The 26,879-nt window shown below is 69.7% G+C and carries 17 protein-coding genes and 1 tRNA gene; 11 read left to right on the top strand and 7 right to left on the bottom strand.

Going from position 1 to position 26,879, the window contains the following annotated elements; translation table 11 throughout:
* On the bottom strand, positions 1-1,347 hold a 1,347-nt coding region (locus tag GZ67_RS0103970), incomplete at its 3' end, for a DEAD/DEAH box helicase (RefSeq protein ID WP_029273764.1).
* Positions 1,348-1,543: 196 nt separating this feature from the next.
* On the opposite strand from GZ67_RS0103970, the gene GZ67_RS0103965 reads away from it, so the two are divergent.
* The gene (locus GZ67_RS0103965) at positions 1,544-2,257 is read left to right on the top strand and encodes a ferritin-like fold-containing protein (protein ID WP_029262041.1); all 714 of its coding nucleotides are present in this window, start codon (positions 1,544-1,546) and stop codon (positions 2,255-2,257) included.
* 27 nt (positions 2,258-2,284) lie between these two features.
* On the opposite strand, the gene GZ67_RS0103960 is transcribed toward GZ67_RS0103965, so the two are convergent.
* The gene (locus tag GZ67_RS0103960; protein ID WP_029262040.1) at positions 2,285-2,572 is read right to left on the bottom strand and encodes a hypothetical protein; all 288 of its coding nucleotides are present in this window, start codon (positions 2,570-2,572) and stop codon (positions 2,285-2,287) included.
* Positions 2,573-2,579: 7 nt separating this feature from the next.
* Complete coding sequence (locus tag GZ67_RS0103955; RefSeq protein ID WP_029262039.1) at positions 2,580-2,804, bottom strand: DUF3107 domain-containing protein; 225 nt, start codon at positions 2,802-2,804, stop codon at positions 2,580-2,582.
* 139 nt (positions 2,805-2,943) lie between these two features.
* Between GZ67_RS0103955 and GZ67_RS0103950 the strand changes: the two genes are divergently transcribed.
* Both GZ67_RS0103950 and GZ67_RS0103945 read left to right on the top strand, forming a co-directional pair.
* On the top strand, positions 2,944-6,165 hold the full coding sequence (locus tag GZ67_RS0103950) for an ATP-dependent helicase (protein WP_136025855.1): 3,222 nt from the start codon (positions 2,944-2,946) through the stop codon (positions 6,163-6,165).
* Positions 6,162-9,656, top strand: a complete 3,495-nt coding sequence (locus tag GZ67_RS0103945) for an ATP-dependent DNA helicase (protein ID WP_029262037.1) — start codon at positions 6,162-6,164, stop codon at positions 9,654-9,656. The genes GZ67_RS0103950 and GZ67_RS0103945 overlap by 4 nt, the downstream gene beginning before the upstream one ends.
* On the opposite strand, the gene GZ67_RS0103940 is transcribed toward GZ67_RS0103945, so the two are convergent.
* Complete coding sequence (locus GZ67_RS0103940; RefSeq protein WP_029262036.1) at positions 9,602-10,966, bottom strand: hypothetical protein; 1,365 nt, start codon at positions 10,964-10,966, stop codon at positions 9,602-9,604. The genes GZ67_RS0103945 and GZ67_RS0103940 overlap by 55 nt on opposite strands.
* Before the next feature lie 64 nt (positions 10,967-11,030).
* Here GZ67_RS0103940 and nudC point away from each other — a divergent pair, with 64 nt between their 5' ends.
* Positions 11,031-11,912, top strand: coding sequence for an NAD(+) diphosphatase (gene nudC, locus GZ67_RS0103935; protein ID WP_029262035.1), 882 nt, complete (start codon positions 11,031-11,033; stop codon positions 11,910-11,912).
* Positions 11,909-13,630, top strand: a complete 1,722-nt coding sequence (locus GZ67_RS0103930; RefSeq protein WP_029262034.1) for an ATP-dependent helicase — start codon at positions 11,909-11,911, stop codon at positions 13,628-13,630. Before nudC ends, GZ67_RS0103930 begins: the two co-directional genes overlap by 4 nt.
* An 832-nt stretch (positions 13,631-14,462) precedes the next feature.
* Here the strand turns inward: GZ67_RS0103930 and GZ67_RS0103920 are convergent.
* Positions 14,463-15,872 carry a zinc-dependent metalloprotease gene (locus GZ67_RS0103920; protein WP_029262032.1) on the bottom strand — a complete coding sequence of 470 codons (1,410 nt, stop codon included), beginning with the start codon at positions 15,870-15,872 and terminating at the stop codon, positions 14,463-14,465.
* A 117-nt stretch (positions 15,873-15,989) separates the two neighbouring features.
* Between GZ67_RS0103920 and GZ67_RS0103915 the strand changes: the two genes are divergently transcribed.
* Entirely contained in the window at positions 15,990-17,081 is a 1,092-nt protein-coding gene (locus GZ67_RS0103915; protein ID WP_036303411.1) for a YlbL family protein, read from the top strand.
* 76 nt (positions 17,082-17,157) lie between these two features.
* Complete coding sequence (locus GZ67_RS0103910; protein ID WP_029262030.1) at positions 17,158-20,067, top strand: UPF0182 family membrane protein; 2,910 nt, start codon at positions 17,158-17,160, stop codon at positions 20,065-20,067.
* Between the two features lie 166 nt (positions 20,068-20,233).
* Here GZ67_RS0103910 and GZ67_RS0103905 read toward each other — a convergent pair.
* Positions 20,234-20,307: transfer RNA gene (locus GZ67_RS0103905), tRNA-Met, on the bottom strand.
* A 94-nt stretch (positions 20,308-20,401) separates the two neighbouring features.
* On the opposite strand from GZ67_RS0103905, the gene GZ67_RS0103900 reads away from it, so the two are divergent.
* Positions 20,402-21,211: a carbon-nitrogen hydrolase family protein gene (locus tag GZ67_RS0103900; protein WP_029262029.1), complete on the top strand. Its 810-nt coding sequence runs from the start codon at positions 20,402-20,404 to the stop codon at positions 21,209-21,211.
* A 30-nt stretch (positions 21,212-21,241) separates the two neighbouring features.
* Here the strand turns inward: GZ67_RS0103900 and GZ67_RS0103895 are convergent, their stop codons facing one another.
* Positions 21,242-22,444 carry an aminotransferase class I/II-fold pyridoxal phosphate-dependent enzyme gene (locus tag GZ67_RS0103895; protein WP_029262028.1) on the bottom strand — a complete coding sequence of 401 codons (1,203 nt, stop codon included), beginning with the start codon at positions 22,442-22,444 and terminating at the stop codon, positions 21,242-21,244.
* Positions 22,445-22,542: 98 nt separating this feature from the next.
* Here GZ67_RS0103895 and GZ67_RS0103890 point away from each other — a divergent pair, with 98 nt between their 5' ends.
* Genes GZ67_RS0103890 through GZ67_RS0103880 form a run of 3 tightly spaced genes read left to right on the top strand, consistent with a single transcriptional unit; the run spans position 22,543 to position 26,861 of the window.
* Entirely contained in the window at positions 22,543-24,126 is a 1,584-nt protein-coding gene (locus GZ67_RS0103890) for a S1C family serine protease (protein WP_029262027.1), read from the top strand.
* Positions 24,127-24,174: 48 nt separating this feature from the next.
* A complete protein-coding gene (locus GZ67_RS0103885) occupies positions 24,175-25,428 on the top strand; it encodes a CDP-glycerol glycerophosphotransferase family protein (protein ID WP_029262026.1) in 1,254 nt (417 codons plus the stop codon).
* Positions 25,425-26,861, top strand: a complete 1,437-nt coding sequence (locus tag GZ67_RS0103880) for a CDP-glycerol glycerophosphotransferase family protein (RefSeq protein WP_029262025.1) — start codon at positions 25,425-25,427, stop codon at positions 26,859-26,861. The genes GZ67_RS0103885 and GZ67_RS0103880 overlap by 4 nt, the downstream gene beginning before the upstream one ends.
* Positions 26,862-26,879 lie beyond the last annotated feature (18 nt).

Below are 26,879 nucleotides of genomic sequence, written 5' to 3'. Positions count from 1 at the left end.
CTCGGCGGCGCCTTCGGCGAACGTCGAACCGACCGGGGTGGTGCTGTTGCGGCGACGGCGACGGCGGCGCGTGCCACCCTCGTCGGTGCCTTCAGCCGCGGCATCCGCAGCCCGCTCGGGACGGCGCGTGCGCTCTGTCTTGACCGACTCGGTCTTCGGAGCCGAAACGAGACGGCCCTTGGTGCCCTGTGGGATGTCGAGGTCCTCGAACAGGTGCGGACTCGACGAGTAGGTCTCGATCGGTTCCGGCTGGCCGAACTCGAGGGCACGGTTGATGAGGGCCCACTTGTGCAGGTCCTCCCAGTCGACGAACGTGACCGCGATACCGGTCTTGCCCGCGCGGCCGGTGCGGCCCGCGCGGTGGAGGTACGTCTTGTCCTCGTCCGGGATGGTGTGGTTGATCACGTGGGTCACGTCATCGACGTCGATACCGCGGGCGGCGACGTCGGTCGCGACGAGCACGTCGCGCTTGCCGGCCTTGAACGCGGCCATCGAGCGCTCGCGCTGATCCTGGCCCATGTCGCCGTGCACGCCGCCGACGTTGAAGCCGCGGTCGCCCAGTTCGTCGACGAGGCGCTGTGCCGCACGCTTGGTGCGCGTGAAGATCACGGTCTTGCCGCGGCCCTCGGCCTGCAGGATGCGGGCGATGATCTCGTCCTTGTCCATCGAATGCGCGCGGTAGACGAGGTGCTTGATGTTCGCCTGCGTCAGGCCCTCGTCGGGGTCATTCGCGCGGATGTGGATCGGGTTCGACATGAAGCGGCGGGCGAGTGCCACGATCGGGCCGGGCATGGTCGCCGAGAACAGCTGCGTGTGGCGGACCGCCGGGACCTTCTGGAAGATCTTCTCGATGTCGGCGAGGAAGCCGAGGTCGAGCATCTTGTCGGCCTCGTCGAGCACGACCTCGGTCGCGTTCGAGAGGTCGAGCAGACGCTGGCCGGCGAGGTCGATGAGGCGACCGGGGGTGCCGACCACGATCTGCGCGCCGGCCTTGAGCTGGTCGATCTGTCCCTCGTACGCCTTGCCGCCGTAGATGGCGACGACGCTGGTGGAACGGTTGCTGGTGAGCAGGTCGATGTCTTCGTAGACCTGCACCGCGAGCTCGCGGGTCGGCACCACGATGAGCGCCTTGACGCCGTGCTCCGGGTCCTTGCCGAGGCGCTGGACCACAGGGATGCCGAACCCGAAGGTCTTTCCCGTTCCGGTCTTCGCCTGGCCGATGATGTCCTGGCCGGGAAGGCCGAGGGGGATGGTCTGCTCCTGGATCGGGAACGCGTCGACGATGCCCTTGGCGGCGAGCGCGTCGACGATGTCCTGATCGATGCCGAGATCGGCGAAAGTTGTCACTTTATTCAGATTGCCTGTCCGGCGAGCCTGGGGGATCGCCACGTAAACGGAGCCACGCCGTCTCTTGTGCCACAGGCGCGGGGCCCCGCTCCGACGGCGGGGACACGCCCAGCCTACCCGAGGGGTCGTCGGGACCCGGAAGGAGGTCGTGGCGCGGGTATTGTGAACGACGTGGCGAACTCGGGAGGAAGACCTCGTGGTTAAGTGGTTCTGGCAGCGCGAAGACGCGCCGCGGCGTACCCTCGCCCTGCGCAGTCGAGGGGAACAGAGCGATGCCACGCGCGTCGACTTCGCCGAACTCGCCCCCGGACTGGATCGTTTCCTCGGCCAGGCGGCCTACCTGCAGTTGGGGTACTTCGAGACGCTCACCCGGCTCATCCGAGCGACGCCGGAACTGTCCGAGAAGGAGTCGCTATCGCGCGCGGCCGGGGCAGCGCTGACGAAGCACCGCGGCATCGTCGAGGTCATCGCGGAACGCGGCGGGGATCCCACACAGGTGATGCTGCCGTTCCGCGAGCACCTCGATGCGTTCCGACGCAAGACGATCGGTGCGCGTCCGCGTGAGACCCTGCTGGCGGTCTACATCACCGCGGGGATGCTCGACGACTTCTACCTCGCGCTCGCCTCGAGCTACGGCGACACCGGCCGCCGGGTCGCGCAGATCCTGCGAGAGGACGACGCCGGCCACGAGATCGTCGCGATCATCCAGGAGACGATCGAGAGCGACGAGGAGTGGCGTTCGCTGCTGTCGATGTGGGCGCGCAGACTGGTCGGAGACACGATCCTCGTCTGCCGCTCCGCCCTGCGACCCGAGTTGCTCGACGTCGACGACGCGCGCATCGAGCCGGTGTACACCGAGCTGATGGGAGCGCACGCGCGCCGCATGGATGCGATGGGACTCGCGTCGTAGAGGCCTTCGCGGGCCGGGGTGTCCGGGTCAGATGCCCAGTGCGGTCCTGGCCGTCGCGTCGGAGCGCTTGCGCAGTGCCGTGATGGCCAGGGTACCGACGGCGGCGATCGCGACGGCGCCGAGAACGCTCGCGACCCACAGCCAGATGCTGTCCTCGCCGACGCCCAGCCACTGCAGGCCCGTGTAGAGGATCGCCGATGCCGCCGTCGCGATGGCGGGGGCGAGGACGACCCCGCGCAGCTCGCGGTCGGTGATCAGGAAGTGCACCGCGATTCCCAGTGCGCACGCTCCGACGAGTGCGAGGAGGATGTACATCGTCGGATCAGGCGACGAAGCCGACGCGGCGCGATTCCTCGGTGCCCAGCTCGATGTAGGCGAGGTTCGCGGTCGGGACGATGTACGAGTTGCCCTTCACATCGGCGAAGCTCACGTGCGTCGCGTTCTGCTCCAGCGCCGTGGCGACCTGGGTACGGACCTCGTCCGCGCTCACGCCGGTGTCGAAGCTCAGTTCACGGCCGGTGTTGATGATGCCGATGCGGATTTCCACGCGTGCTCCTTGAAGATCGGGGACTGGCCCAACTCTACCCCGCGCGCCTCGCGCCGGATCGGCCGACGGCGGTGGTTTCGCCCTGAGCGCACAGCGGGGACGCACGCCGATGTCCGCGCGTCCGGATAGCGTGGACGACATGACATCGGATGCCGCGCAGCGAGCTGTGATCGCCGCGGAGCCGTCGGCATCGGGCGTCATCATCGGCGCACCGGGAACGGGGAAGACCCGCACCCTCGTCGACCGCGTCGTGCATCTGCTCGATGCGCAGGGGCTGCGGCCCGAAGAGGTGCTCGCGCTCACTCCGAGCCGACAGGCGGCGACGGCGCTGCGCGACCGCATCGGCGTGCGCATCGGCCAAGCCACCCCCGGGCCGTTGGCGCGGTCCCTCGGGTCCTTCGCCTTCCAGCTCGTCCGCGGGGCGATGGTGCGCGAGGGGGCGGAACCGCCTGCGTTGCTCACCGGCGCAGACCAGGACCGCATCATCGCGGAACTGCTCGCCGGCGACATGGAAGACGGGCGCATCCCCTGGCCGGATGCCCTCAGCGCCTCCGTCCGCGCATCGAAGGGATTCCGTTCCGAGCTGCGCGCGTTCCTGGCGGAGTGCACCGAGATCGGTGTGCACCCCGAAGAGCTCCGTGCGTCGGGCAATGATGTCTGGACCGCGGCGGCGGAGTTCCTGGTCGAATATCGGACGGTGCTCGATGCGCTGCGCTCGGCGCACCGCGACGCCGCGGATCTTCTCAGCGAGGCGAGCACGATCCTGCAGGGGGCGGACGCGGCGACGCTCGGTCCCCTGGCGCCCCTGCGTGTGGTGCTGATCGACGACGCGCAGGAGCTCACTCGGGGTGGGATCGCGATGGTCAAGAGCCTCCGTGGCCGCGGCATCGCCGTTCTGGCCTTCGGTGACCCCGACATCTCGTCCGGTTCCTTCCGCGGGGCCAGCCCGGAGCTGTTCGCCCAGCTCGCGGGCGCGCTCGGAGAGGTGCATGTGCTCGACGGTGCGCATCGTCAGCAGCCGGCGCTCACCGCGCTCACACGGACCGTGACGCAGGCGATCGGCGTCTCCGGCAGGGTGGAGCACCGGCGTGCTCCCGTGCCGGTGACATCGGAGGAGATCGACGCCCGGGTTTCGACCTTCGTCGCCCCCTCGCCCTACGAGGAGCTCGATCGCATCGCCGGAGTGATGCGGGAATGGCATCTCGCTGAGGGGATCCGTTGGGAACGGATGGCCGTCATCGCCCACGACACCCGACAGGTGACGACCCTCGAGACCGAACTCGCCGCCCGAGAGATCCCCACCCGCGCCGCCGGAGTGCAGCGTCCGCTCGGCAGCGAGGGCATCGTGCGAGACATCGTCGGCATCGTGCGCCTGGCGCTGACCCCGATCGAGGAACGCACCTCCGAGGCACTCGAAGAGGCCATGCGCACCCCGTTCGGAGGGATGGACGCGATCGGACTGCGGCGCCTCCGTGCCCGGCTCCGGCATATCGAGCTCGAACAGGGCGGCGCGACGCCCGCGCGAGAACTGCTGCGGCAGGCCATGGCCAACCCTGCGCACCTGACCCTCATCGACGCGCCGGAGTCGCGTACGGCAGAGCGCTTCGCCGAGACGATCGAAGCCACGGCCAGAGCTGCCGCCGAGGGGGAGACGATCCACGATCTGTTGTGGCGGGTGTGGGACCAGGCCCGCGCCGTGGACGGTCGCCGGCTCCAGGTCGCCTGGCGCGAGATCTCGCAGTTGCCGACCGGCGCCGAGACGGCGCGCTCACTCGACGCCCTCGTCGCGCTCTTCGACGCGGCGAAGAGGTTCGTCGAGCGTACTCCCGATGAGCAGCCGCACACCTTCGTGCGCGACATCCTCGACAGCGAGGTCCCCGAGGATTCGCTGTCGACGCCCGACCGCCCGGGCAGAGTCACGCTCCTGACCCCCGCGACGGCCCTCGGCACGGAGTTCGACGCGGTCGTCGTCGCGGGGGTTCAGGACGGGATCTGGCCGAACGTGCGCCTGCGCGGCGGTCTGCTGCAGACGTGGCGGCTTGCGGAGGCGATGCACGCGGCTCGCACCGGCACCAGCACCGAACCCGTCGGTGTGCTGGATCGCCGGCGGGCGGCCCTCCACGACGAACTCCGCCTGTTCGTCCGCGCGGTCTCCCGTGCGCGAGACCGCCTGCTGATCACGGCGGTCGATGACGACGACCTCACGCCGAGTCCCTTCTTCGGGTTCCTGCCGGCCCCGGAACCACCGGAACGGCACGCGTCAGCGGAGCATCCGCTCACCCTGCGCGGACTGGTCGCGCGGCATCGACGCAGCCTCACCACCGCCCACACGGACTCGCTCAGGCGAGACGCCGCCGGGCAGCTCGCCGTGCTCGCCCGCGAGGGGGTGCCCGGCGCCGACCCCGCGGAGTGGTACGGGGTGACCCCGACCTCGACCGATGCTCCGCTGCGAGATCTCGCGGTCACCGGCGCACGGGTCTCGCCGTCGAAGATGGAGTCCTATGAGGAGTGCGGCCTCAACTGGGTCGTCTCGGCCCTCGGTGGCGACACGGTGATGCCTCCGACCGCCGGCATCGGCACGATCGTGCACGAGGCGATGGAGCGCGTTCCCGATGGCGACCTGGAGCGGATGCGCGCGATCGTCGAGGAGCACTGGCCGGAACTCGACTTCGAGACCGAGTGGATCGGCCGCAAGGAGCGGCGGCGCGCAGACGTGCTCGTGAGCCGCCTGCACACCTATCTCGGCGATGTGCGCCGCGAGGGCGGCCGCGCGATCGGCAGCGAGATGGAGTTCCGCTTCGCCGTCGACGTGGCCGCCGAAGCGGAGGACGATGCCGTGCCGACGGTGCACCCGGTCGGGGAGGACCGGTCGAATCAGGCCGTCATCCACGGGTACATCGACCGGGTGGAGGCCTATCCGCCGGCGGCCGGCGAGCACTCCCATGCTCGCGGACGCGGTTGGGAGCGGATGTCGAGCGGACCGGAAGGGCCCGTGGTCGTCGTTGACCTGAAGACCGGGAAGAACGACCCCGAATCCGACTCCGGCGTCGCCGAGCACGCACAGCTGGCCGCCTATCAGGTGGCGGTCCAGGAGGGGCTGGTCGAGGGTGCCCCGCCGACGTCTCTGGCGGGTGCGCGACTCGTGATCGTCTCCAAGACGCTCGCCAAGAGCGACTACCGGATCGCCCATCAGCACACGCTGAGCGACGAGTCGCGCTCCGCCTTCCTGCGGCGGGTATCGGATGCGGCGCGCGGTATGTCGGCATCGAGCTTCACCGCGCAGGTGGAGTCGCACTGCGCGGACACGCAGCGCCGCGTGCATCCGTGCCGAATCCACACGGTGCCGGCGGTGAGCTCATGACGGCGTGGAACGGCGGCGAAGGCCTCTCCGCCACCGACATCGCCGCCGCGCTCGGCCAGCCCTCGCCCACAGCTGCTCAGCAACGCGTGATCGAGGCTCCGCCGGAGCCGGCGCTGGTCGTGGCCGGTGCCGGCAGCGGCAAGACCGAGACGATGTCGGGGCGCGTGGTGTGGCTGGTCGCGAACGGACACGTGCGCAGAGATGAGATCCTCGGCCTGACGTTCACGAGGAAGGCGGCGGGCGAGCTCGCTGAACGGATCGGACACCGGCTCGCGGTCATCGACGAGTACGGACGCCGGGGACTCCTGCCGCATCTGCCCGAGATCGTGCGGACCGGTGCGCTACGTCGTGTCGATGAGGCGGTGCCGGGCCGCCAGCGCGAGCTCGTGCGCACGCATGTGCTCGACGAGCTGGCCGCGCACCACGGCACCGGCTGGAATCCGGCGACGCCCCGATCGGCGGAAGACCTCATGGTCCGGCCGCGCGTCTCGACCTACAACGCGTTCGCCGACGGCATCGTCCGGGAACATGCGGCACGGATCGGGCGGGATCCCGACGTCGCGATGCTCAGCCAGGCAGCCTCCTGGATGCTCGCGCGGGAAGTGGTGCTCCGCAGCGATCTGCCCGAGCTGGAGAACATCGACTATGCGCTCGGGACGATCATCGACGCAGTGCAGCGGCTCGCGGGTGACGCCCTCGATCATCGCGTCGACCTCGCCCTGGCCGAGCGGATCGCGGGGGAGCAGGCCCGCGCGTTCGAGCCGTATCGAAGCAACGGCGATGTCGAGAAGGCGGCGGTCAACCTGCTCAGTCTGCCGACGCTCGCACGCCTGGTGCGTGACTACATCGACGAGAAGGAACGTCGTGGCGTGCTGGACTTCGCCGATCAGGTCAGTGGCGCCTACGACATCGTCGAGTCCGCTCCCGATGTCCGCGCAGAGCTCCGCGAGCAGCATCGCGTCGTGCTCCTCGACGAGTACCAGGACACTTCGGTGATCCAGACGCGCTTCCTCGCCGAGCTCTTCCGCGATTCCGCGGTGATGGCGGTCGGAGACCCGCACCAGTCGATCTACGGCTGGCGGGGTGCGAGCGCCGACAACCTCTACGCCTTCTCCGGCACGTTCTCGGGAACGGGAACAGCGACGACGTACAGCCTCATGACGAGCTGGCGGAACGACCGCGGCATCCTCGACATCGCGAACCGGGTACTCGAGCCGCTGCAGCGCCCGGGGCTGGATGTCCCGCCTCTCGAACCCCGCCCCGGGGCGGGGGAAGGCACCGTCGCCGTGCGATTCCCGTTCACGGTCGACGAGGAGGCCGCGGCCGTCGCGGACTGGTTCGCCGAACGGCGGACGGAGCACGATGCGCGCGCGGCCGGTGCGGGTCACGCGACGACACCCCACACCGGCGCGATCTTGTTCCGTTCCAAGCGGCACATGCAGACCTTCGCGGCCGCGCTCGCCGGCCGCGGCATCCCGCACCGCATCCTCGGCCTCGGTGGACTCCTCGCGACACCGGAGGTGGTCGACGTCGTCTCGACCCTTCGGGTCGTGCACGACCCCACGGCGGGGTCCGCGCTGATCCGCCTGCTCACCGGCCCCCGGTTCGGCGTCGGCGTCGCCGACATGGCGGCCCTGTACGACCTGGGGCGCACGCTGTCGGAGCGCGACACCGCGATGGCGCCCCTGCCGGAGGAGGTGCGCGCGCGGCTGCGCTCCTCCCGCGGCGCGGACGAGGCGGTGTCGATCATCGACGCGGTCGACGTGGTGCGCGCCGTGCGCGACGACTACCGGTTGCTCGAATCGATCACCCCCGACGGGCGGGCGCGGGTCAGAGCAGCGGGGGAGATGCTGGAACGGCTCCGACGCGCCTCGTCGCAGCCGATCCCGGAGCTGATCCGGCTCATCGAGCTCGAGCTCCGCCTGGACATAGAGCTCGCGGCCAACGAGACCAGGGGGCCTGCACGCATCGCGGCCACGCAGCTGCGTGCCTTCGCCGACGAGGTGCGCGCGTTCCTCGCCGCCGACGAGCGCGGGAGCATCGGCAGCCTGCTCGCCTGGCTCGACAAGGCCGAGAGCACGGATGAGCTGATGCCGCGGCCGGAGCCGCCGGAGGCCGGTGTCGTGCAGCTGCTGACCATCCACGGGTCGAAGGGCCTGGAGTGGGATGCGGTCGCGGTGGTCCGGTTGGTCGCCGACGAGCTTCCGAGCCGGGTCTCCGACACCTCCGGCTGGTTCGGGTTCGGCGTGGTGCCGTTCGCGCTGCGCGGCGACAGGGACGCGTTGCCGCGTTTCGAGTGGGACCCCGCCGAGGCCATGGGCGGCGAGGCCGACCCCGCGAAGCGGCAGAAGCTCGCGCAGGCGTCGCTCTCCGGCGGTGCGACGAAAGCGAATCCGCACGGAGGTGCGCTCAAGAGGTTCAAGGACGCCTACCGCGCGTATCAGCAGCAGGAGGAGCGGCGCCTCGCGTACGTCGCGGTCACCCGTGCGCGGACGGATCTGCTCCTCAGCGGTGCGCACTGGGCCGGTCAGAAGGCCCCGCGCACGCCGAGTCCCTTTCTCGTCGAGGCGATCGAGGTGCGCGGCCTCGAGCCGATCGAGACGGTGGACCCGGACGACAATCCGTACGACGGTCCCGGGTCCACGCTCCGGTGGCCACTCGATCCGCTGGGAGCGCGGAGGACGGTCGTCACCGCAGCCGCCACAGCCGTCGATGAGGCGATGCGCGCCGGGACGGCCGAGCCGACGATCGAGCTCGAACGGCTGCTGGCTGAGCGCGCCGCCCGCCAGCGCGGAACCGATGCCGAGGCCCCGACGCGCGTACCCGCCTCGCGATTCAAGGACTATGTCACCGACTTCTCGGGAACACTGTCGTCGATCGTGCGCCCCATGCCGGAACGCCCTTATCGGCAGACGCGGCTCGGCACCCTGTTCCATGCCTGGGTGGAGCAGCGGTCCGAACTCGTCGGAGTCGGCAGTCGCGTCGACGAGGCGCTCTGGGAGATAGACGAGGACGAGACCGGGTCAGACCCCGTACGCGAAGGGTCGGGTGCAGCCGCCGACGCCGCTGATCTCGCTGTCCTGCAGGCGACGTTCGAGCGCAGCGAATGGGGCGGGCTGAAGCCGATCGCCGTGGAGATCGAGATCGATTTCGCCCTCGGATCCGGACTGCCCGGCTCGCACGAGCGCGAAGAGGCGCACATCGTGATCTGCAAGCTCGACGCGGTGTACCGGCGCGCCGACCGCGGCGGCCGCATCGAGATCGTCGACTGGAAGACCGGTCGGGCGCCGCGCACACCGCAGGAGCGCGACGAACGGATGCTGCAGCTCGCGCTCTACCGCCTGGCCTATCATCGGCGATTCGAGGTGCCGCTCGAGGAGATCGACGTGGCGTTGTACTACGTGGCGGACGATCTGATCATCCGGGGCGACCGCGTCTATTCGGAGGAAGAGCTCTTCCACCGCTGGAGTGCCGCGCGCGCGGCGCGCTGAGCCTCGTCGGAATCGTCCGCGTCGTCATCCGTGTCCTCGCGCGGGGCGAGGGGGTGCGAGTCCTCGCGTGCTCCGGCGACTCCGCTGGTGCCGGCGAAAAGGCTCGCGACACCGGAGAGGTCCTCGGTCTCGATGTTCAGCATCTCCGCCCGGTGCGCGCTCTCGTCGGCGCGACGGCCGGTCGCGGTGCCCGGGAGTGCTTCGTGGGGCGCGGTCTCGGTCTGCGCCGGGTCCGACTCGTCGGGGGCGTTGGCCCACAGCTCTTCCGGGTTGTACGCGTCGGTGTGCATCGATGTATCGATCTCTGCGGCGGTGTCCTGGGGAACACGGTCGAGGGCATCGAGGGCGGAGTCGACACCGACCCCGCGAGAGTCGACGACGTTCAGGTCGTCGTCGCGGATGCCCTCGGCGAGTGCGTCCAGCAGGGCGGCGGCATCGTCGACGATGTCCGGTCGGCGCATCGAATCGCCGTGGACCAGCCATCGGGCGAACTCGAGCTCCGCGAGCAGGCGCGCGCGCACCTCCAGGCCGCTGTCGGGTGCCCGGTCGACCGAACGGGCATATGCCGCGTGCACGTCGGCGGCGGCGTCCGGGGCTGCCGAGAGCCAGGAGAGATCGACGGCCGGATCGCCGACGGAGAGTCCATGCCATCCGACCAGTCCGACCACTTCGGGACCGCGCTCGGGGTCGTCTTCGAACAGGAACGAGGTCGCCTGGACGCCCCCCAGGATGACGGTGGACTCGAAACGCCACAGCTCGTCGTCGGCGACGGCATCGCGCCAGCGCACCGTGAGTCGAGCCGGAACGCGGCCCGTGGCAGCGGCGGTGTCGATCAGGCGCTCCAGTTCCGCGCGGCTCTCCTCGGCGCTGCGAGTGGCGAGCCCGGAACCGCGGACGACCGAGGTCGGAAGGGCGTGCACGGCGGCGATCGACGACCCCATGGATTCGGCGGCGCCACGCCCGGCCGGCACCAGCGCGGCCTCGATCTGGAATCCGGGAAGGAGCTCGGTCACGAGGGCGCGGGCGTCGCCGAGTCGCGTCTCCCCGATATAGGCCGGGGCGCGGAAGGGGAGCATCGCCCGTGCGCCGTCGGTCAGTGCGCGCAACGCGAGTGCCTCGGCAGCGAGCTCACGCGCGGTGTCGTCATCGTCTGCGACACGGATCGCGAGCTCACGACCGTCGGCGAGTGAGGCCACCGCCGAGTCGAACCGCGCGTCGCCGTCCGCGCTCAAGCTGCGGGCGCCCGTGACCTCCGCCCCGGGCAGAGCAGCGGTCACTGCCGCGGCTAGAGTGAAAGGAGAGCGTCCCATGCCCCCAGGGTAGGTCGGCTCAGGGGCGGTCCCGCCTCCGCCACGCCCGTGAAAGAGGGAGTCGATGACCATTCCGCGCCCGTCCCTCGACCGTGCAGCCGAACTCCGTGACGAGCCGGACGTCATCGGCCGCCTCCGTGACGACCCGGCCACCCGGGTGATCGTCGTCCGCGAGGGGCGGGTCAGAGTCGTCGATTCGACGCTCCTGCGGGTGCCCGCCGAGACCGTGGTCGAGGCGACCTGGGCTCTCCTCGGACGCGACGCCGACGGTACCGTGCTGCTCCTCGCCGCCGCCCCGCCGGAGACCGATGCGCTCGACACCGCTCCCGACGAGGTGTGGCTCGGGCTGCGCGATCTCGGCGGTCGCATCGACGGACAGGAGACGGAGCTGCTCACCGGTGCCGTCGCGCTCGCCGGGTGGCTCCGCGACGCACCGTTCTGCCCCACCTGCGGTGGTGGCACCGAGCTGCGCAACGGCGGATGGTCGCGACGCTGCCTCGTGTGCGGGCGGGAGCACTTCCCGCGCACGGATCCGGCCGTGATCGTCGCCGTCGAGAGCCGTGACGGGGAACGCCTGCTCCTCGGCGCCAACGCGAACTGGGGCGGCCGCATGTACTCGTGCTTCGCCGGCTTCACCGAGGCGGGGGAGTCGCTGGAGTCGACCGTCCACCGCGAGATCGAGGAGGAGTCCGGCGTGCGCCTGTCGTCGCTGCGCTACATCTCGTCACAGGCGTGGCCGTTCCCGCGGTCGCTCATGGTGGGGTTCCGCGCCGTCGTCGACGAGGAGTCCACGGCGCTCGCCGACGGCGAGGAGATCATCGATGTGCGGTGGTTCACGCGTGCCGAGATCGGTTCCGCCCTTGCGGGAGACGGTCCGGTCGGGCTTCCTGGTCACGCGTCGATCGCCCGTGCACTGATCGTCGACTGGTACGAGGAACACGCGTGAGCGCACTCGATGCCCTCGACGAGCGGCAGCGGGCTGCAGCATCCGTCCTTCGCGGACCCGTCGTGGTGCTCGCCGGAGCCGGTACCGGGAAGACGCGTGTCATCACGCATCGCATCGCGCACGGCGTCGACACCGGGGCGTACTCGCCGTCGCGCGTCATGGCCGTCACCTTCACCGCCAAGGCGGCAGGCGAACTGCGGGGGCGTCTGCGGGCGCTCGGCGTCGAGGGCGTCGCGGCTCGGACCTTCCATGCGACCGCCCTCGCGCAACTCAACTTCTTCTGGCCGACGCTTGCCGGCTCGCCCGCGCCCTCGATCATCGACAACAAGGTGCGGATGCTGGGTCAGGCCGCCGATGCGATGCGGCTCCGCCCGAGCACGGCCACCCTTCGTGACATCGCGTCCGAGATCGAATGGCGCAAGGTCTCGATGCTCTCGATCGAGCAGTACGCCGCGCTCGGGCGTCCGATCAGCGGCGTCGACGCCGGTCAGCTGGTCGAGCTCATGCGCGGCTACGAAGCGCTGAAGGACGATCGCCGTCAACTCGACTTCGAGGATGTGCTGCTCGCGTGCGCGGGCATGTTGGAGGCAGAACCGCGGGTCGCGGCATCCGTCCACGAGCAGTACCGTCACTTCACGGTCGACGAGTTCCAAGACGTCTCGCCGCTGCAGAACAGGCTGCTGGAGCTGTGGCTCGGCGACCGACACGACATCTGCGTCGTCGGCGACGCCAGCCAGACCATCTACTCCTTCGCCGGAGCGGAACAGCGGTTCCTGCTCGAGTTCGAACGACGTCATCCCGATGCCACGGTGGTGCGGCTCGAGACGAACTACCGCTCCCAGCCCCCCATCCTCACCGTCGCGAACGCGCTGATGCAGGGCCGTCCCGGTGCGCTGGAGCTCGTGCCGGCGCGAGAGCAGTTCACCGCGGATGCCCCCACCGTCACCGCCTATGACACCGAGGGCGAAGAGGCCGCAGGCATCGCCGCCGCCATCTCTGCGCAGATCGCGGCCGGAGCATCGCCTTCGGAGATCGCCGTGCTCTATCGCGCGCATGCGCAGTCCGCGATGCTGCAGCAGGCGCTCGCCGTCGAGGGCGTCGCGACCACGGTGCTGGGCGGGACCCGGTTCTTCTCGATGCCGGAGGTGCGTCAGGCGATCCTGGCGCTGCGTGCGGCGGCGGTGGCGCCCACCGAGCAGGGGTTCCTGCCCGGGGTGCAACGGGTGCTGCGCGAGCTCGGATTGACCGACGAGCCACCGGCCGCCGGTGGGGCGCAGCGCGGCGGCTGGGAGGCGCGGCGCGCCATCCTGCGGCTCGCCGAGGAAGCCGGACCGGACGCGACCCTGCGCAGCTTCAGCGATGCGCTGATGGCGCGGGCCAAGGACCAGCACGAGCCCACGATGCGGACGGTGACCCTCTCGACCTTGCACGCGGCGAAGGGCCTGGAATGGCCGCATGTGCATCTCGCCGGCTGGGCCGAGGGCTCACTCCCGATCTCCTACGCGACGACCTTCGAGTCGGTCGACGAAGAGCGGCGTCTGGCCTACGTGGGCGTCACGCGGGCCGCGCGAACGCTCTCGCTGTCCTGGTCGAGATCGGCAGGACGGGGGGAGCGTGCTCCGTCGAGGTTCCTCGCTGAGATGGGGACCACAGGCCGCGGCACCGGCATTCTTCGTGAAATGTCACCGAACGCCACACGCGGGAACCGTCCGCGCTGACGCGCACGACGCGCCCGTCAGCGCTTCGGTCGCCGGCGAGGAGCAGGGCGGCGAGGCGACCCGCCTCGGCGACTTGCGCGGCGCGGATCGGGCCGGGGTCACGGTCGATCATCTGAGTGTGCAGGAGTGGCCATGCCGGATCGAGGGCGGTGGCGTGCGCATCGCGGCAGGCGAGGCACGCGGATTCGCCGGGGACCACGAGCGGCCCGACGGTCACCCTGCCCGGCTCGAAGGACACCGGCAGATGCGGGGTGTCTTCGCGCAGGTGGCGCGCGAATTGCAGAGCCGCCGCGGCGCCTCGCACGAGTACGACGCCCACGCCCGGTCGTCGCCCGGGATCGACGAGGGAGACACCCTCATCCGTGAGCGCCTCCCGAATGCGGTATTCGGTGCGCCCGTCGTCGATGCCGATGCTCTCGACCCAGGCCGTGCGGGGCGCGGTCGGCTCATCGAGCAGTGCGGGCTCCAGGCGCGCGAGCAGAGCCCTCGCCGCCTCGCGCGGGGCCCCGGCGGCGTGCGCGATCACGTCGAACGATCCGCGGCGGAAACCCGTGCGTAGGCGGCTGAGCAGGAGCTCCACCCAGGCGGCATCCGCCTCGACGCGCAGTCCGTCGTCGTCACCGAGCTGCAGCGTGTGCTCGTCGCGCCACAGCAGCGGTGCACTCGGGTCGAGGCGCGTGAGGATCGGCGGTGTGAGAGGCATCTCTCCGATTCTGGAGGGACGCCGCCGCCCGCGGGGAGTTGTCGAGGCATCCGTGGACAACTGCCGCGCGTGTCCCCGACGGGGGAGGAGAGGTGATGACACCTTCCGTCCCCCGTCGTGGTCGGATCCTCAGACCGGGCGGTCCCCCTCCGGGGCGGCGTCGCCATCATCCTCGGCGCCGTCCTCGCCACCGTCGGACGGTGTCTCCTCCGAGAAGTCGTCACCGTCGAGCAGGCGGGCGAGCGCCTCGTCGAACTCGTCCGCGACGGGCTGTTCGCCGCGTTCGACGGCCTGCAGCCGGGCCACGAGCGCGCTCGGGTCGTCGATGTCCTCGGCAGTCGGCATCAGGTCGGGGTAGTCCCAGAGGGAGTCGCGGGCGCTGATGCCGACGGCATCCGTCACCGCCTGCCACATGGCGGATGCTTCGCGCATGCGCCGCGGTCGCAGCTTCAGCCCCACCAGCGCACCGAGCGCGTCCTCTGCGGGTCCGCCCACCGCGCGGCGGCGACGGGCGGCCTCGGCGATCCGCGCGCCGTCGGGAAGGCGGGACGTCGCCTGAGCGGTCACCACGTCGACCCAGCCGTCGATCGTGGCGATGAGGTTCTCGAGTCGGGTCAGGGCCTCGCGCTGCGCTTCGCTCTGCACGGGCAGGAGCGCGCCGCCCTCGATGGCCGCGCGCAGTTCCTCGGGGTCGGAGGGGTCCAACCTGCTCGCCACGTCTTCGAGGGCGTCCACGTCGACGGTCACACCCCGAGCGAAGTCCGTGATCTGCGCCATCACGTGCAGGTGCAGCCACTTCGCGTGCCGGTAGAGCCGGGCATAGGCGAGCTCCCGGGTGGCGAGATAGAGCGCGATCTGGTCTTCCGGGATCTCGAGGCCGTCGCCGAATGCCGTGAGGTTCTGGGGGATGACGGCGGCCGTGCCCGCGGGGAGCACGGGGATCCCGACGTCGCCTCCGGAGACGACCTCGAGCGACAGGTTGCCGAGCACCTGGCCGAACTGGGCGGCGAACACCGAGCCGCCGAGCCCGCGCATGAGCTTGCCCGCGCCCTGGACGACGCTGCGCATCTCCTCGGGGACCTGCGTGTCGAGCGCGGAGGTGAGCGCGTCGGCGATGCTGGTCGACACCGGGTCGGCGATCTCCTTCCACACCGGCAGCGTCTTCTCGACCCATTCCCCGCGGGTCATCGCGGTGGGCGCCTCGGACAGCTCGGAGATCGTGGTGGCTTCGCCGAGCCACAGGTTCGCGAGGGAGAAGGAATCCGCGAGCGACGTGCGGGCGCCGTCGGTGACGCCCTGGCCATCGCGGTTGGCGATGAACAGGGCCTGCCGCAGCGCGTTCTCCCACGGGTCGCCACCGAACGCGCCCTGGAGCTGCGACATGATCGTCTGCATCATCGCGGGGTCGAGGGTGAAGCCGTCCATGCCTTCGAAGGCGCCTCGAAGCGCCTCGGGGTCGATGTCACCACCGCCCTGGTTCGCGAGCATCTTTCGCAGGAACTCCTGGAAGTCCTCGGGGGTGGGGTCGTTGTCTGCCATGTCGCTCGCCTCTCAGCAGGTCTGAAGCCGTGGCCTCTACGCTAGTCACAGGTTTCTGCGCGCGAACCCGATGCGGGCAGATCGGTGTACGCCGCCCGCGAACGACGGAGGAATGCAGTGGATCGAACGCGGTCTGGAAAGCTCGGACTCGGAGTCTGGGCGCTGATCGTCGCACTCGTCGCCCTGGTCGTGCTGACGTTCCTGCCGTCGCCGTACGTGATCCAGCGGCCGGGACCGGTCTACGACACCCTCGGCACCGCGACGGACAAGGAGGGCGACGAAGTTCCCCTCATCAAGGTCGAAGGTGCTGAGACGTTCGAGACGGCGGGCACTCTCGACCTCACCACCGTGCAGGTCGTCGGCAACCGCGAGCGCACCCCGAGCTGGTTCGAGCTGGCGTTGGCCTGGATGGACTCGTCGCGCGCTGTCGTGCCGCTGGCCTCGGTCTTCCCCGAGGGGGTCACGACGGAGCAGCGCGACGAGCGCAACGCCACGCAGATGGTCGATTCGCAGCACGAGGCGACGGCGGCCGCGCTCAACGACCTCGGCTACGACACGGGCTCAGAGGTCGTGGTCGTGGATGCGGTCGCTGATTCCCCGGCGGACGGCACGCTCAAGGCCGACGACGTGATCACAGCGATCGACGGCACCGCCGTCGAGTCGGCGACGGAGTTGCGGACCGCGATCCAGAAGGCCGAGGGAGACCCGGTGACGCTCACGGTGCTCCGCGGCGGCGAGGAGCAGGCCGTCGAGGTGACTCCTGAGGAGCACACCGAGGGCGGAGTGACGACCTGGTTCATCGGCGTCACACTCCGCACCGACTACGACTTCGAGATCGACGTGACGATCCAGCTCGACAACGTCGGCGGCCCGAGCGCCGGGATGATGTTCGCGCTCGGGATCATCGACACCCTCACCGAGGGCGAGCTCAACGGCGGGGAGAACGTGGCCGGCACCGGCACGATCGACGCCGCCGGCACGGTCGGGCCGATCGGCGGGATCCGACAGAAGCTGTACGGTGCGCGTGACGCCGGAGCGGAGTACTTCCTCGCCCCGGAGGCCAACTGCGACGAGGTCGTCGGGCACGTTCCCGACGGGCTGCAAGTGATCCGCACGGCCACGCTCGACGAGTCGCTCGCGGCGCTCGAGGTCATCGCGGACGACGGCGACGTCGCCTCGCTGCCCACCTGCGAACGCGTCGCCGGCTGATCCGCGGGAGCGGCCGTGACCTCGCCGTGATCGGGATGACAGCCCGCGCACAGTGAGCGATGCCTAGGATGGAAGGGTGACCTCACCCTCAGCATCGACTCCGGCCACGCCTCGAACGTCCCGACGTATTCTCGGCATCTCCCTGGTGATCATCGCCGCCTTGATCGCGGTGTTCTTCGTGTTCGCCTCCCTGTACACCGAGTTCCTGTGGTTCGATCAGGTCGGCTTCACGGGGGTGCTCACCACGCAGTGGATCGCCACGGCGGTGATGTTCGTCGTCGGCTTCCTCGGGATGGCCGTGCCGCTGTTCGTCGCCATCCAGCTCGCCTACCGGCTGCGCCCGGTCTACGTGCGACTCAGCTCGCAGCTGGACCGGTACCAGGAGGTCATCGAACCCCTGCGCCGTCTGGCGATGTGGGGCATGCCGATCTTCTTCGGTCTGTTCGCCGGCTTCGCCGCTGCGGGGCAGTGGAAGACCGTGTGGCTCTGGGCCAACGGTGTCGCAACGTCGAGCGTCGACCCGCAGTTCGGCATCGATACCGGCTTCTACATGTTCGCGATGCCGTTCTACTCGATCCTCCTCGCCTTCGTGTCGGCCGTTCTGCTGCTGTCGCTCCTGGTCACGGCGCTCGTGTCGTACCTCTACGGCTCGGTGCGCATCGGCCAGGGTGAGCTCCGCATCTCCAGGCCCGCCCGCATCCAGCTCGCCGTCATCGCGGGTCTCTACCTGCTCGTCCAGGCGGCGAGCCTCTGGCTCGACCAGTACAAGACGCTGGTGCAGCCCGACGACCGCATCACCGGTGCGGCGTACACGGGAGTCAACGCGACCATCCCCGGCCTCGCGATCCTCGCCATCATCGCCGGCGTCGTCGCGATCCTCTTCTTCGTCACGGCGATCATCGGTCGCTGGCGCTTCCCGCTCGCGGCCACGGCACTGCTGATCGTCGCCGCCCTGGTCGTCGGCGTCGGCTACCCCTGGGTGGTCACCACCTTCCAGGTGAAGCCGAACCAGAACGCCTACCAGGCCGAGTACTACCAGCGGAACATCGACGGCACGAAGGAGGCGTACGGGGTCGCGAACCTCGAGACGACGCCTTTCGCCGCCAAGACCGATGCCGAAGCCGGCCAGCTGCGCGCCGACGCGGAGACCACGGCGTCCACGCGCATCATGGACCCGAAGGTCATCCCGCCGACCGTTCGTCAGCTCGAGCAGTACCGCGGGTACTACCAGTTCCAGAAGACGATGGACGTCGACCGGTACGAGATCGACGGGAAGATGCAGGACACCGTGGTGTCGGTGCGCGACCTCGACATGTCGGGTCTCGGCGACGGAGACAACTGGAACAACCGTGTCGCCGTCTACACCCACGGCTACGGCCTCGTCGCGGCCGCGGGCAACCAGCGGACGACCGACGGTGAGCCCGTGTTCCTCGAGCGCGGCATCCCGACCTCCGGGTTCCTGTCCGACCGAGAGAACTTCGAGCCGCGGGTCTACTTCGGCGAGAACTCGCCCGAGTACTCGATCGTCGGGGCTCCCGACGGCTCCGAGCCGGCGGAGATCGACTACCCGCGCGGCAAGGACGGCTCGAGCGAGACGAAGACCACGTTCGAGGGCAGCGGCGGTCCGCAGATCGGCGACACGTTCACGAAGCTTCTCTACGCGTTGAAGTTCCAGTCGGAGCAGATCCTGTTCTCCAACCTGGTGAACGAGGAATCGCAGATCCTGTACGACCGTGACCCGAAGACCCGCGTGCAGAAGGTCGCTCCGTACCTCGAGCTCGACAGCGACCCGTACCCGAGCGTGGTGGACGGTCGTATCGTGTGGATCGTCGACGGCTACACGACCAGCTCGACGTACCCGTACTCGACGAGCGTCAGCCTGTCCGACGCGATCGCGGACTCCAACGTCCCGTCACCGACGCTCGCCATCGATGACATCAACTACATCCGCAACTCGGTCAAGGCCACGGTCGATGCCTACGACGGTTCCGTCACGCTCTACGCATGGGATGACGAAGACCCGGTGCTCAAGACCTGGCAGAAGATCTACCCGTCGACGCTGAAGCCGATCAGCGACATGTCGGGCGAGCTGATGAGCCACGTGCGCTACCCGACCGACCTGTTCAAGGTGCAGCGTGACGTCCTCGGCGTCTACCACGTCGACAAGGCCGGCTCGTTCGCTCAGCAGGACAACCGCTGGCAGACGCCGAACGACCCGCGCAGCGAGGCGATGCTGCAGCCGCCGTACTACCTGACGATGCAGATGCCCGGCCAGGATTCGCCGCGGTTCTCGATGTTCTCGACGTTCATCCCGAACTCGCAGGGCGCGGGCGGAAGCCGTGACGTGCTGATGGGCTACCTCGCGGTGGACTCGGATGCCGGTTCCGAGAAGGGCAAGAAGGCAGAGGGCTACGGCCAGCTGCGCATGCTCGAGATCGACACCGACACCACGGTTCCCGGTCCCGGTCAGGTGCAGAACACCTACAACTCCGATACGTCGGTGGTTCCCCAGCTCAACCTGCTGCAGCAGGGTGAGTCCGAGGTGATCTACGGCAACCTGCTGACGCTGCCCGTCGGCGGCGGTCTGCTCTACGTGCAGCCCGTCTACGTGCAGTCGTCCGAGGGAACGCAGCTGCCGCGTCTGCAGAAGGTGCTGGTCGCCTTCGGTGACCGGGTCGCGTTCGAGAACACCCTCACCGAGGCGCTCGACACACTCTTCGGCGGTGACTCCGGTGCGACCGGTGGTGACGACGAGGTCGAACCCACCGAACCCGGGACAGAGGATCCGGAGACCGGAGAGACGCCGACAGAGCCCACGCAGCCGACGAACGCCGAGGCGGACGCCCTGGCCTCGGCGCAGGAGGCCCTGATCGACCGTGAAGCGGCACTGAAGGCCGGTGACCTCGCCAAGTTCGCCGAGGCCGACGAGCGCCTCACCGCGGCGGTCGAGAAGCTGCTACAGCTGGAGTCCGCAGCGGGGGAGTGATCACCCCTTCGTCACGGAGAGCAGAATGGGCGCCCCTTCGGGGGCGCCCATTCTCGTCTCCGGCCGACGTGATCCTCGGACTCGTCCTCACAATCATCGGACTCGTCCGGGCAAAGCGAAAGGCCCTCTGACCTGGATTTCTCCGAGTCAGAGGGCCTTTCATTTGTTGCGGGGACAGGATTTGAACCTGCGACCTCCGGGTTATGAGCCCGGCGAGCTACCGAACTGCTCCACCCCGCGGCACAAGAAGTAACTTATCACGGATCCCGGGGCCCGGCCAATCGGGGCCGCCCTGCGCGACGCCCCGGGCGTGTCGATGCGAGAGGATGGGGATATGCCTGAGACCCCTGCCGTCGCCGTCGCCGTGTGCCAGTTCGCGCCGACCGCTTCCCGAGCCGACAACCTCGCGCAGATCGCGGAACTGACTGCCGACGCTGCCGCGCGGGGCGCGAAGCTGATCGTCTTCCCCGAGTACTCGAGCTACTTCGTCGACCCGATGGACGACACCCTCGCCGCGAATGCGGAGGGTCTCGACGGCGAGTTCGTCGAGACTCTGACCGCGCTGGCCGCCGACCGCGCGGTGGTGATCGTCGCCGGCCTCGTCGAGCGAGCCTCCGATGGGCATCGAGTGCGGAACGCTGTCGTCGCAGTGCGCGGTGACGGCATCCTCGCCGTCTATCGCAAACAGCATCTCTACGACGCCTTCGGGCAGACCGAGTCCGACTGGATCGAACCCGGGGAAGTGGGGGAGGCCGCGACGTTCGAGCTCGGCGGACTCCGCTTCGGGCTCATGACCTGCTACGACCTGAGGTTCCCCGAAGTCGCCCGGTCTCTCGTCGACGCGCAGGCCGACGTCCTGGTCGTCCCCGCCGAGTGGGTCAGAGGGCCGCTCAAAGAGCACCACTGGACGACGTTGCTCGCCGCGCGCGCGATCGAGAACACCGTCTACGTGGTCGCGGCCGATCACCCGACGCCGATCGGTGTCGGCCACTCGCAGGTCATCGACCCGCAGGGCGTGGTCCTGGCGGGGGTGGGGACAGCCCCCGGCATCGCGGTCGCGGTCGTGGAGGCCGCCGCGATCGAGCGGGTGCGCCGGAGCAATCCCTCGCTGCGCGCGCGGAGATACGCGGTCGTACCGCGCTGATGGCGTGATCCGCTGCGAGCGGAGAGCCGGTCAGGCGGAGAACCGCGCCAGCCGCGAAGCCGCCTCCTCGAGCACGTCGACGCGCTTGCAGGCGGCGAAGCGCACCAGGCCCGAGTACTCGTGCCGGTGGGGTTCGGAGACGAACGCCGTCAGGGGGATCGCCACGACTCCGGCGCGCTCCGGCAGAGAACGACAGAATGCTGCGGCGTCCGCGCCGCCGAGCGCCGTCGCGTCCGCCACCGTGAAGTAGCCGCCCTGCGGGGCGTACACCGTGAATCCGGCGGTGCGCAGTCCTTCGCCGAGGATCTCGTGCTTGCGGGCGAGTGCCGTCGCGGCATCCGTGAAGTACGAATCGGGCAAGCGGAGCCCCACCGCGACAGCCGGCTGGAAGGCGGAGCCGTTCACGTACGTGAGGTACTGCTTCACGGTGAGGACGGCGGTGATGAGGTCGGCGGGCCCGTGGACCCAGCCGATCTTCCATCCCGTCGCGGAGAACGTCTTGCCCGCCGAGGAGATGGTGAGGGTGCGCTCGGCCGCTCCGGGGAATGTGGCGATCGGGGTGTGCGGCGCGTGGAACGCCAGGTGTTCGTAGACCTCGTCGGTGACGATGACGGCGTCATGCCGCGCGGCCAGCCGGACGACCTCCTCGAGCACGTCGCGACCGAAGACCGCACCCGTGGGATTGTGCGGATCGTTGACGAGGATGATCCGGGTGCGGTCCGTCACGCTCGCGGCGAGCTGATCGAGGTCGGGCTGGAAGTCGGGAGCGCGGAGGGGGACAGTGCGCAGTCGTGCGCCCGCCAGCGCCACCGCCGCGGCGTAAGAGTCGTAGTACGGCTCGAAGACGACCACCTCGTCGTCGGGACCGTCGATCAGCGCGAGCAGCGTCGCCGTGAGCGCCTCGGTGGCGCCGGCCGTCACGATCACTTCGTCGGCCGGGTCCACATCGAGGCCGTAGAAGCGCCGCTGGTGCTCGCTGATGGCGGCGAGCAGGTCGGGAATGCCGCGACCCGGCGGATACTGATTGGCTCCGTGGGCGATCGCGCTGCGGGCGGCCTCGAGCACCTCCGATGGTCCGTCCTCGTCGGGGAAGCCCTGTCCGAGATTGATCGCCCCGGTACGGGCTGCGGCGGCGGACATCTCTGCGAAGATGGTGGGCGCGACGGTTCCGTCTGCGGCGAGCAGGCCTGCACCGGCCGCCGTGCGCCGCCATGCGCCGGGAGTGACACTCATGAAGAACAGGCTAAGGCCATAGCTGAAACTCATCGTCGACATAAGGAACACACAGACACAGGCGTCATTCTGAAGTGGTCGTTGAAGGAGCACACACCATGAACGAAGACAACACCCAGGACCACTCGGCACCCGCGTCGAACGACGCCGTGCCGTCCACCGAGGCTGCAGAGGTCGCCGCTCAGTCGGCGACGGCTGCCGCCGCTGACACGACCGGGTCGGCAACCGCCGCGCCTGCCACCGCCGCGCCGACGCCCGGTGCACCGGTGCAGGGGCACGAGGTGCCGTCGACGTTCACGTCGCACGTGTCGCCAGCGCCGCAGGTCGCGCCGGTGCCGCACGCATTCAGCGCGCCATCTGCGCCGGCGACGGGCACCGCTTCGGGCGCGGCCTTCGGCATCCCGACGGCGTCGCACACGCAGCCCACGCAGCCGTACGGCGCGGAGCCGCTCGTCGGCGATGGCACCAAGACCAAGGAGCAGAAGTCGCGCGGGGGCACGAAGTTCGCGGCGCTGATCGTCGCGGCCGCACTCGTCGGCGGCGTCGCGGGCTTCGGCGGCGGTGCGCTGCTGAACGGGCTCCAGGACACCCCGTCCTCCGGCACGGCGACCGGGCCGCAGACCGTGACGGTCAACAACCCCGGCTCGGTCAACGAGACCACCGCGGTCGCGACCTCCGCACTGCCGTCCGTGGTCACCATCGAGGTCGCCGGCTCGCAGGAAGCCGGCAGCGGCTCCGGCGTGATCATCAGCGACGACGGCTACGTGCTCACGAACACGCACGTCGTGACCCTCGGCGGTGCAGCGGCAGATCCCACCATCCGCGTGACCGCGTCGGACGGGAAGATCTACGAGGCCACCGTCGTCGGCACCGACCCGATCTACGACCTTGCCGTGATCAAGCTGAAGGGCGCAGAGGGGCTCACGCCCATCGACTTCGCCGACTCGTCGAAGCTCAACGTCGGGGACACGACCGTTGCGCTCGGCGCGCCGTTGGGCCTGGCGAACTCGGTGACGACCGGCATCGTGAGCGCGCTCAACCGGAGCATCCAGATCGCGTCCTCCGCTCTGCCCGACTCGTCCGCCGAAGACGCGCCGCAGGAGCAGTCTCCCGAGGGCCAGGGCCAGGGGCCGTTCCAGTTCGACATCCCCGGCAGCGGCGAGCAGCAGCAGACCTCGGAGTCGATCTCGATCGCCGTCATCCAGACGGATGCCGCGATCAACCACGGAAACTCCGGTGGAGCGCTCGTGAACAGCAAGGGCGAGCTGATCGGCATCAACGTGGCGATCGCGAGCTCGGGCAGCTCCGAGGAGTCCGGCTCGATCGGCATCGGCTTCGCGATCCCTTCGAACATCGCCAAGCGAGTGTCCGAGGAGATCATCGCCGACGGCGCAGCGACCCACGGTCTGCTGAACGCATCCGTCCAGGACGCATCGAGCATCGAGGGCGCTACCGTCGCCGGTGCCTACATCGCCAAGGCCAACGAGGGCGGGGCTGCTGCCGCAGCCGGCATCGAGAAGGGCGACATCGTCACCTCCTTCAACGGGGTGCCGATCACCAGCGCGACCGACCTCACCGCGCAGGTGCGTGCGGCAGCGGCCGGCAGCAAGGCCACCGTCACATATGTCCGCAACGGCAAGGACTACGACGTCGAGGTGACCCTCGGCGAACTGGCCGGCTGACCCGAGCCTCACAGCGAAGGACGCCACCCCGCGCGATAGGCTCGCGGGGTGGCGTCCTTCTCTTTCGGCACCGGCAACGCGGCCAAACTGCTCCGGATCCCGCTGTATGCCGTCGGACGCATCGGTACTCTTCTCCTCCCGCGAGGGCGGCGCTGGGTGTTCGGCTGTGGTGCCGGGATCGGCGACGGTGCGCTCGCGATGCACCAGCACGCGGCAGCGGCGGGCCATGACACGCTCTGGCTCACGTCATCCGAACGCGAAGACCGCGAGGCGGCCGCCCTCGGCATCCGTTTCGCCCGCAAGAGCGGCCTGCGCGGCTGGTGGGCGACCGCCAGGGCCGGCGTGCTGGTGGTCACTCACGGCTTGGGCGATGTCAACCGCTATGCGAACGGTGGCGCGTTCGTCGTCCAGCTCTGGCACGGCATCCCGCTCAAGCGGATCGGGCTGGACTCGCCGGCGACGACCGAGGTGCCGAAAGTCCCCGGTGCGCCGCTGCTGCGTCGCGCGATCGCGGTGCTCTACCGCGCCGCCGCGCAGCGGATCCGTGTGCTGCCCGCCGCGTCCCATCGCGCGAGAGGCAGGCTGGAGTCCGCATTCGGTCTCGGCGACGACCGGGTCGTCGTGACCGGCGAGCCTCGCGTCGATGTCCTCTCGGCGGGTTCGGGGGAGGAGCGGCGCAGCGCCGCATCCGCACTTCTCCGCCGGGTCGTCGGCGACATCCCCGTGTCCGCGCGCACAGTCCTGTACGCGCCGACCTGGCGGGACGGCGCTCCCGACCCCGCCGTTCCGTCTGCGGCGGAGTGGGTTCAGATCATCCGCCTCCTCGAAGCGCAGGACGCCGTTCTCCTCGTGCGTTCGCACCCGCTGGGGGAAGGTGGCTACGCACCGCCTCTGCCGAGCAGGCGGGTCCGCGCTCTGGGCTCGACCGTGATCGCCGACGTCACGCCCGTGCTCCCGGCGGTGGACGTGCTCGTCACCGACTACTCCTCTCTCGCTTACGACGTGGGGCTGTTGTCGATGCCGGTCCTTTTCCTGGCGCCCGACGCGCAGCAGTACGCGCGGACACGCGGCTTCTACGGTCGGTACGAAGAGGTCGCGGGCCAGGACGCGGCCGCGGATTGGACGGGGCTGCTCGCGCAGCTCGAGCATCTGCTCGCCGACCGTCGCGTGTACGACGCGGCGTCCGTGCGGTCCGCTACGCTCAGCGCGGGGATGCACGCGTATCGAGACGGGCGCAACACCGAGCGCGTCTATGACGTGATCCGCGCACGGGGGATTCCCGCGCCGAAGGGAGCAGCATGACAACGGCCCGCATCGACGACACGGCACAGGCGCTGGTCGTCGCAGGGACCGGGGCACGACCGGCGGAAGCCGTGTTGGTCGGACCGCGCGCACGGGTCGAGGCCCGCATCAGCGGCGGCGGCAAGACGTGGAAGGCCGCGTTCCCGCTGGAGGCGTCGCGCTGGGGCGGCCCGTCACTCCCGCTACCGTCCGGAACGTATGAGCTGCGGATCTCGGATGTCGACCTGCAGGAGCTGAGGATCGATCCTGTCGTCCTGACCGGCGTGCGCATCGCCGTCGACGGCAGCACGGTCCGCATCGCCGCGCCGATCGATCCCGTGTATGAGACGGTGGAAGGCAGGTCGACGCTCGAGGAGCGCTACGTCGCCCAGAGCGGCGGCACCGAGAACGCGGTCTTCTTCGAGAGCTTCTACGGTCGCAGCGTCGGCTGCAATCCTCGCGCGATCGACCGCGAGCTCGCGACTCGTGCTCCGCAGGTGCGGCGCTACTGGAGCGTCGTCGACCTCTCGGTCGAGGTCCCGGAGGGCGCGATCGCGGTCGTCGAGGGGAGCCCCCAGTGGTGGCATGCGCGGGGAGCGGCGCGTCTGCTCGTCGTCAACGACTGGCTGCGGCGTCGTTTCGCCCGCAAGCCGGGTCAGAAGGTTCTGCAGACCTGGCACGGCACTCCGCTGAAGCGGCTCGCGCTGCACCGGCCGGGTTTCGATCCGCGACGCATGGCTGCGGTGGTCAAGGAGTCCCGCCGATGGGACGTCCTCCTGGCGCAGAACACTTACTCGGAACGCATTCTGCGCAAGGCATACGCGTTCTTCGGGCGCCCGATCTGGGTGGACGGCTACCCCCGCAATGACACGCTGATCTCGGAAGACCCGGCCGCGATCCGCCGCTCCCTGGGCATCGGGGCCGAAGAGAGGGTGCTCCTTTACGCCCCGACCTGGCGAGACGACCGCACCGAGATGGTCGACTTCATCGACCCCGAACTCCTGGCACGTCAGGCCAACGCGGTGGTGCTCGTGCGCGGCCATTCCCGGACGCTCGAACAGGGCCGCGACCGCGACGGCGCGCGCGTCATCGACGTGACGGGGTATCCGGAGACCGCGCGGCTGCTGCTCGCCGCGGACGCGTTGATCACCGACTACTCCTCGGTGATGTTCGATTTCAGCGTCACCGGCAAGCCGATGTACTTTCTGGTGCCCGACCTCGATCACTACCGTGGACAGCTGCGCGGCTTCTACTTCGACCTCGCCGAACGCGCGCCGGGACCCCTGGTGCGCACGCAGCAAGAGCTCACCGCCGCCCTCGAGGACGCGGGTCACGAAACCGCATTCGCCGAGCGGTATGCGGCGTGGCGCCGACAGTTCAACCCCCGTGACGACGGCCACGCTGCTCAGCGTGTCGTCGACCGCATCCTCGATCTCGGCTTCGTCACGCTCTGACGTCGCCGTCCTCGCCGC

It is taken from the genome of Microbacterium sp. Cr-K20, assembly GCF_000708325.1.
GTDB lineage: Bacteria > Actinomycetota > Actinomycetes > Actinomycetales > Microbacteriaceae > Microbacterium.
This window is presented reverse-complemented; position numbering and strand designations above follow the sequence as displayed.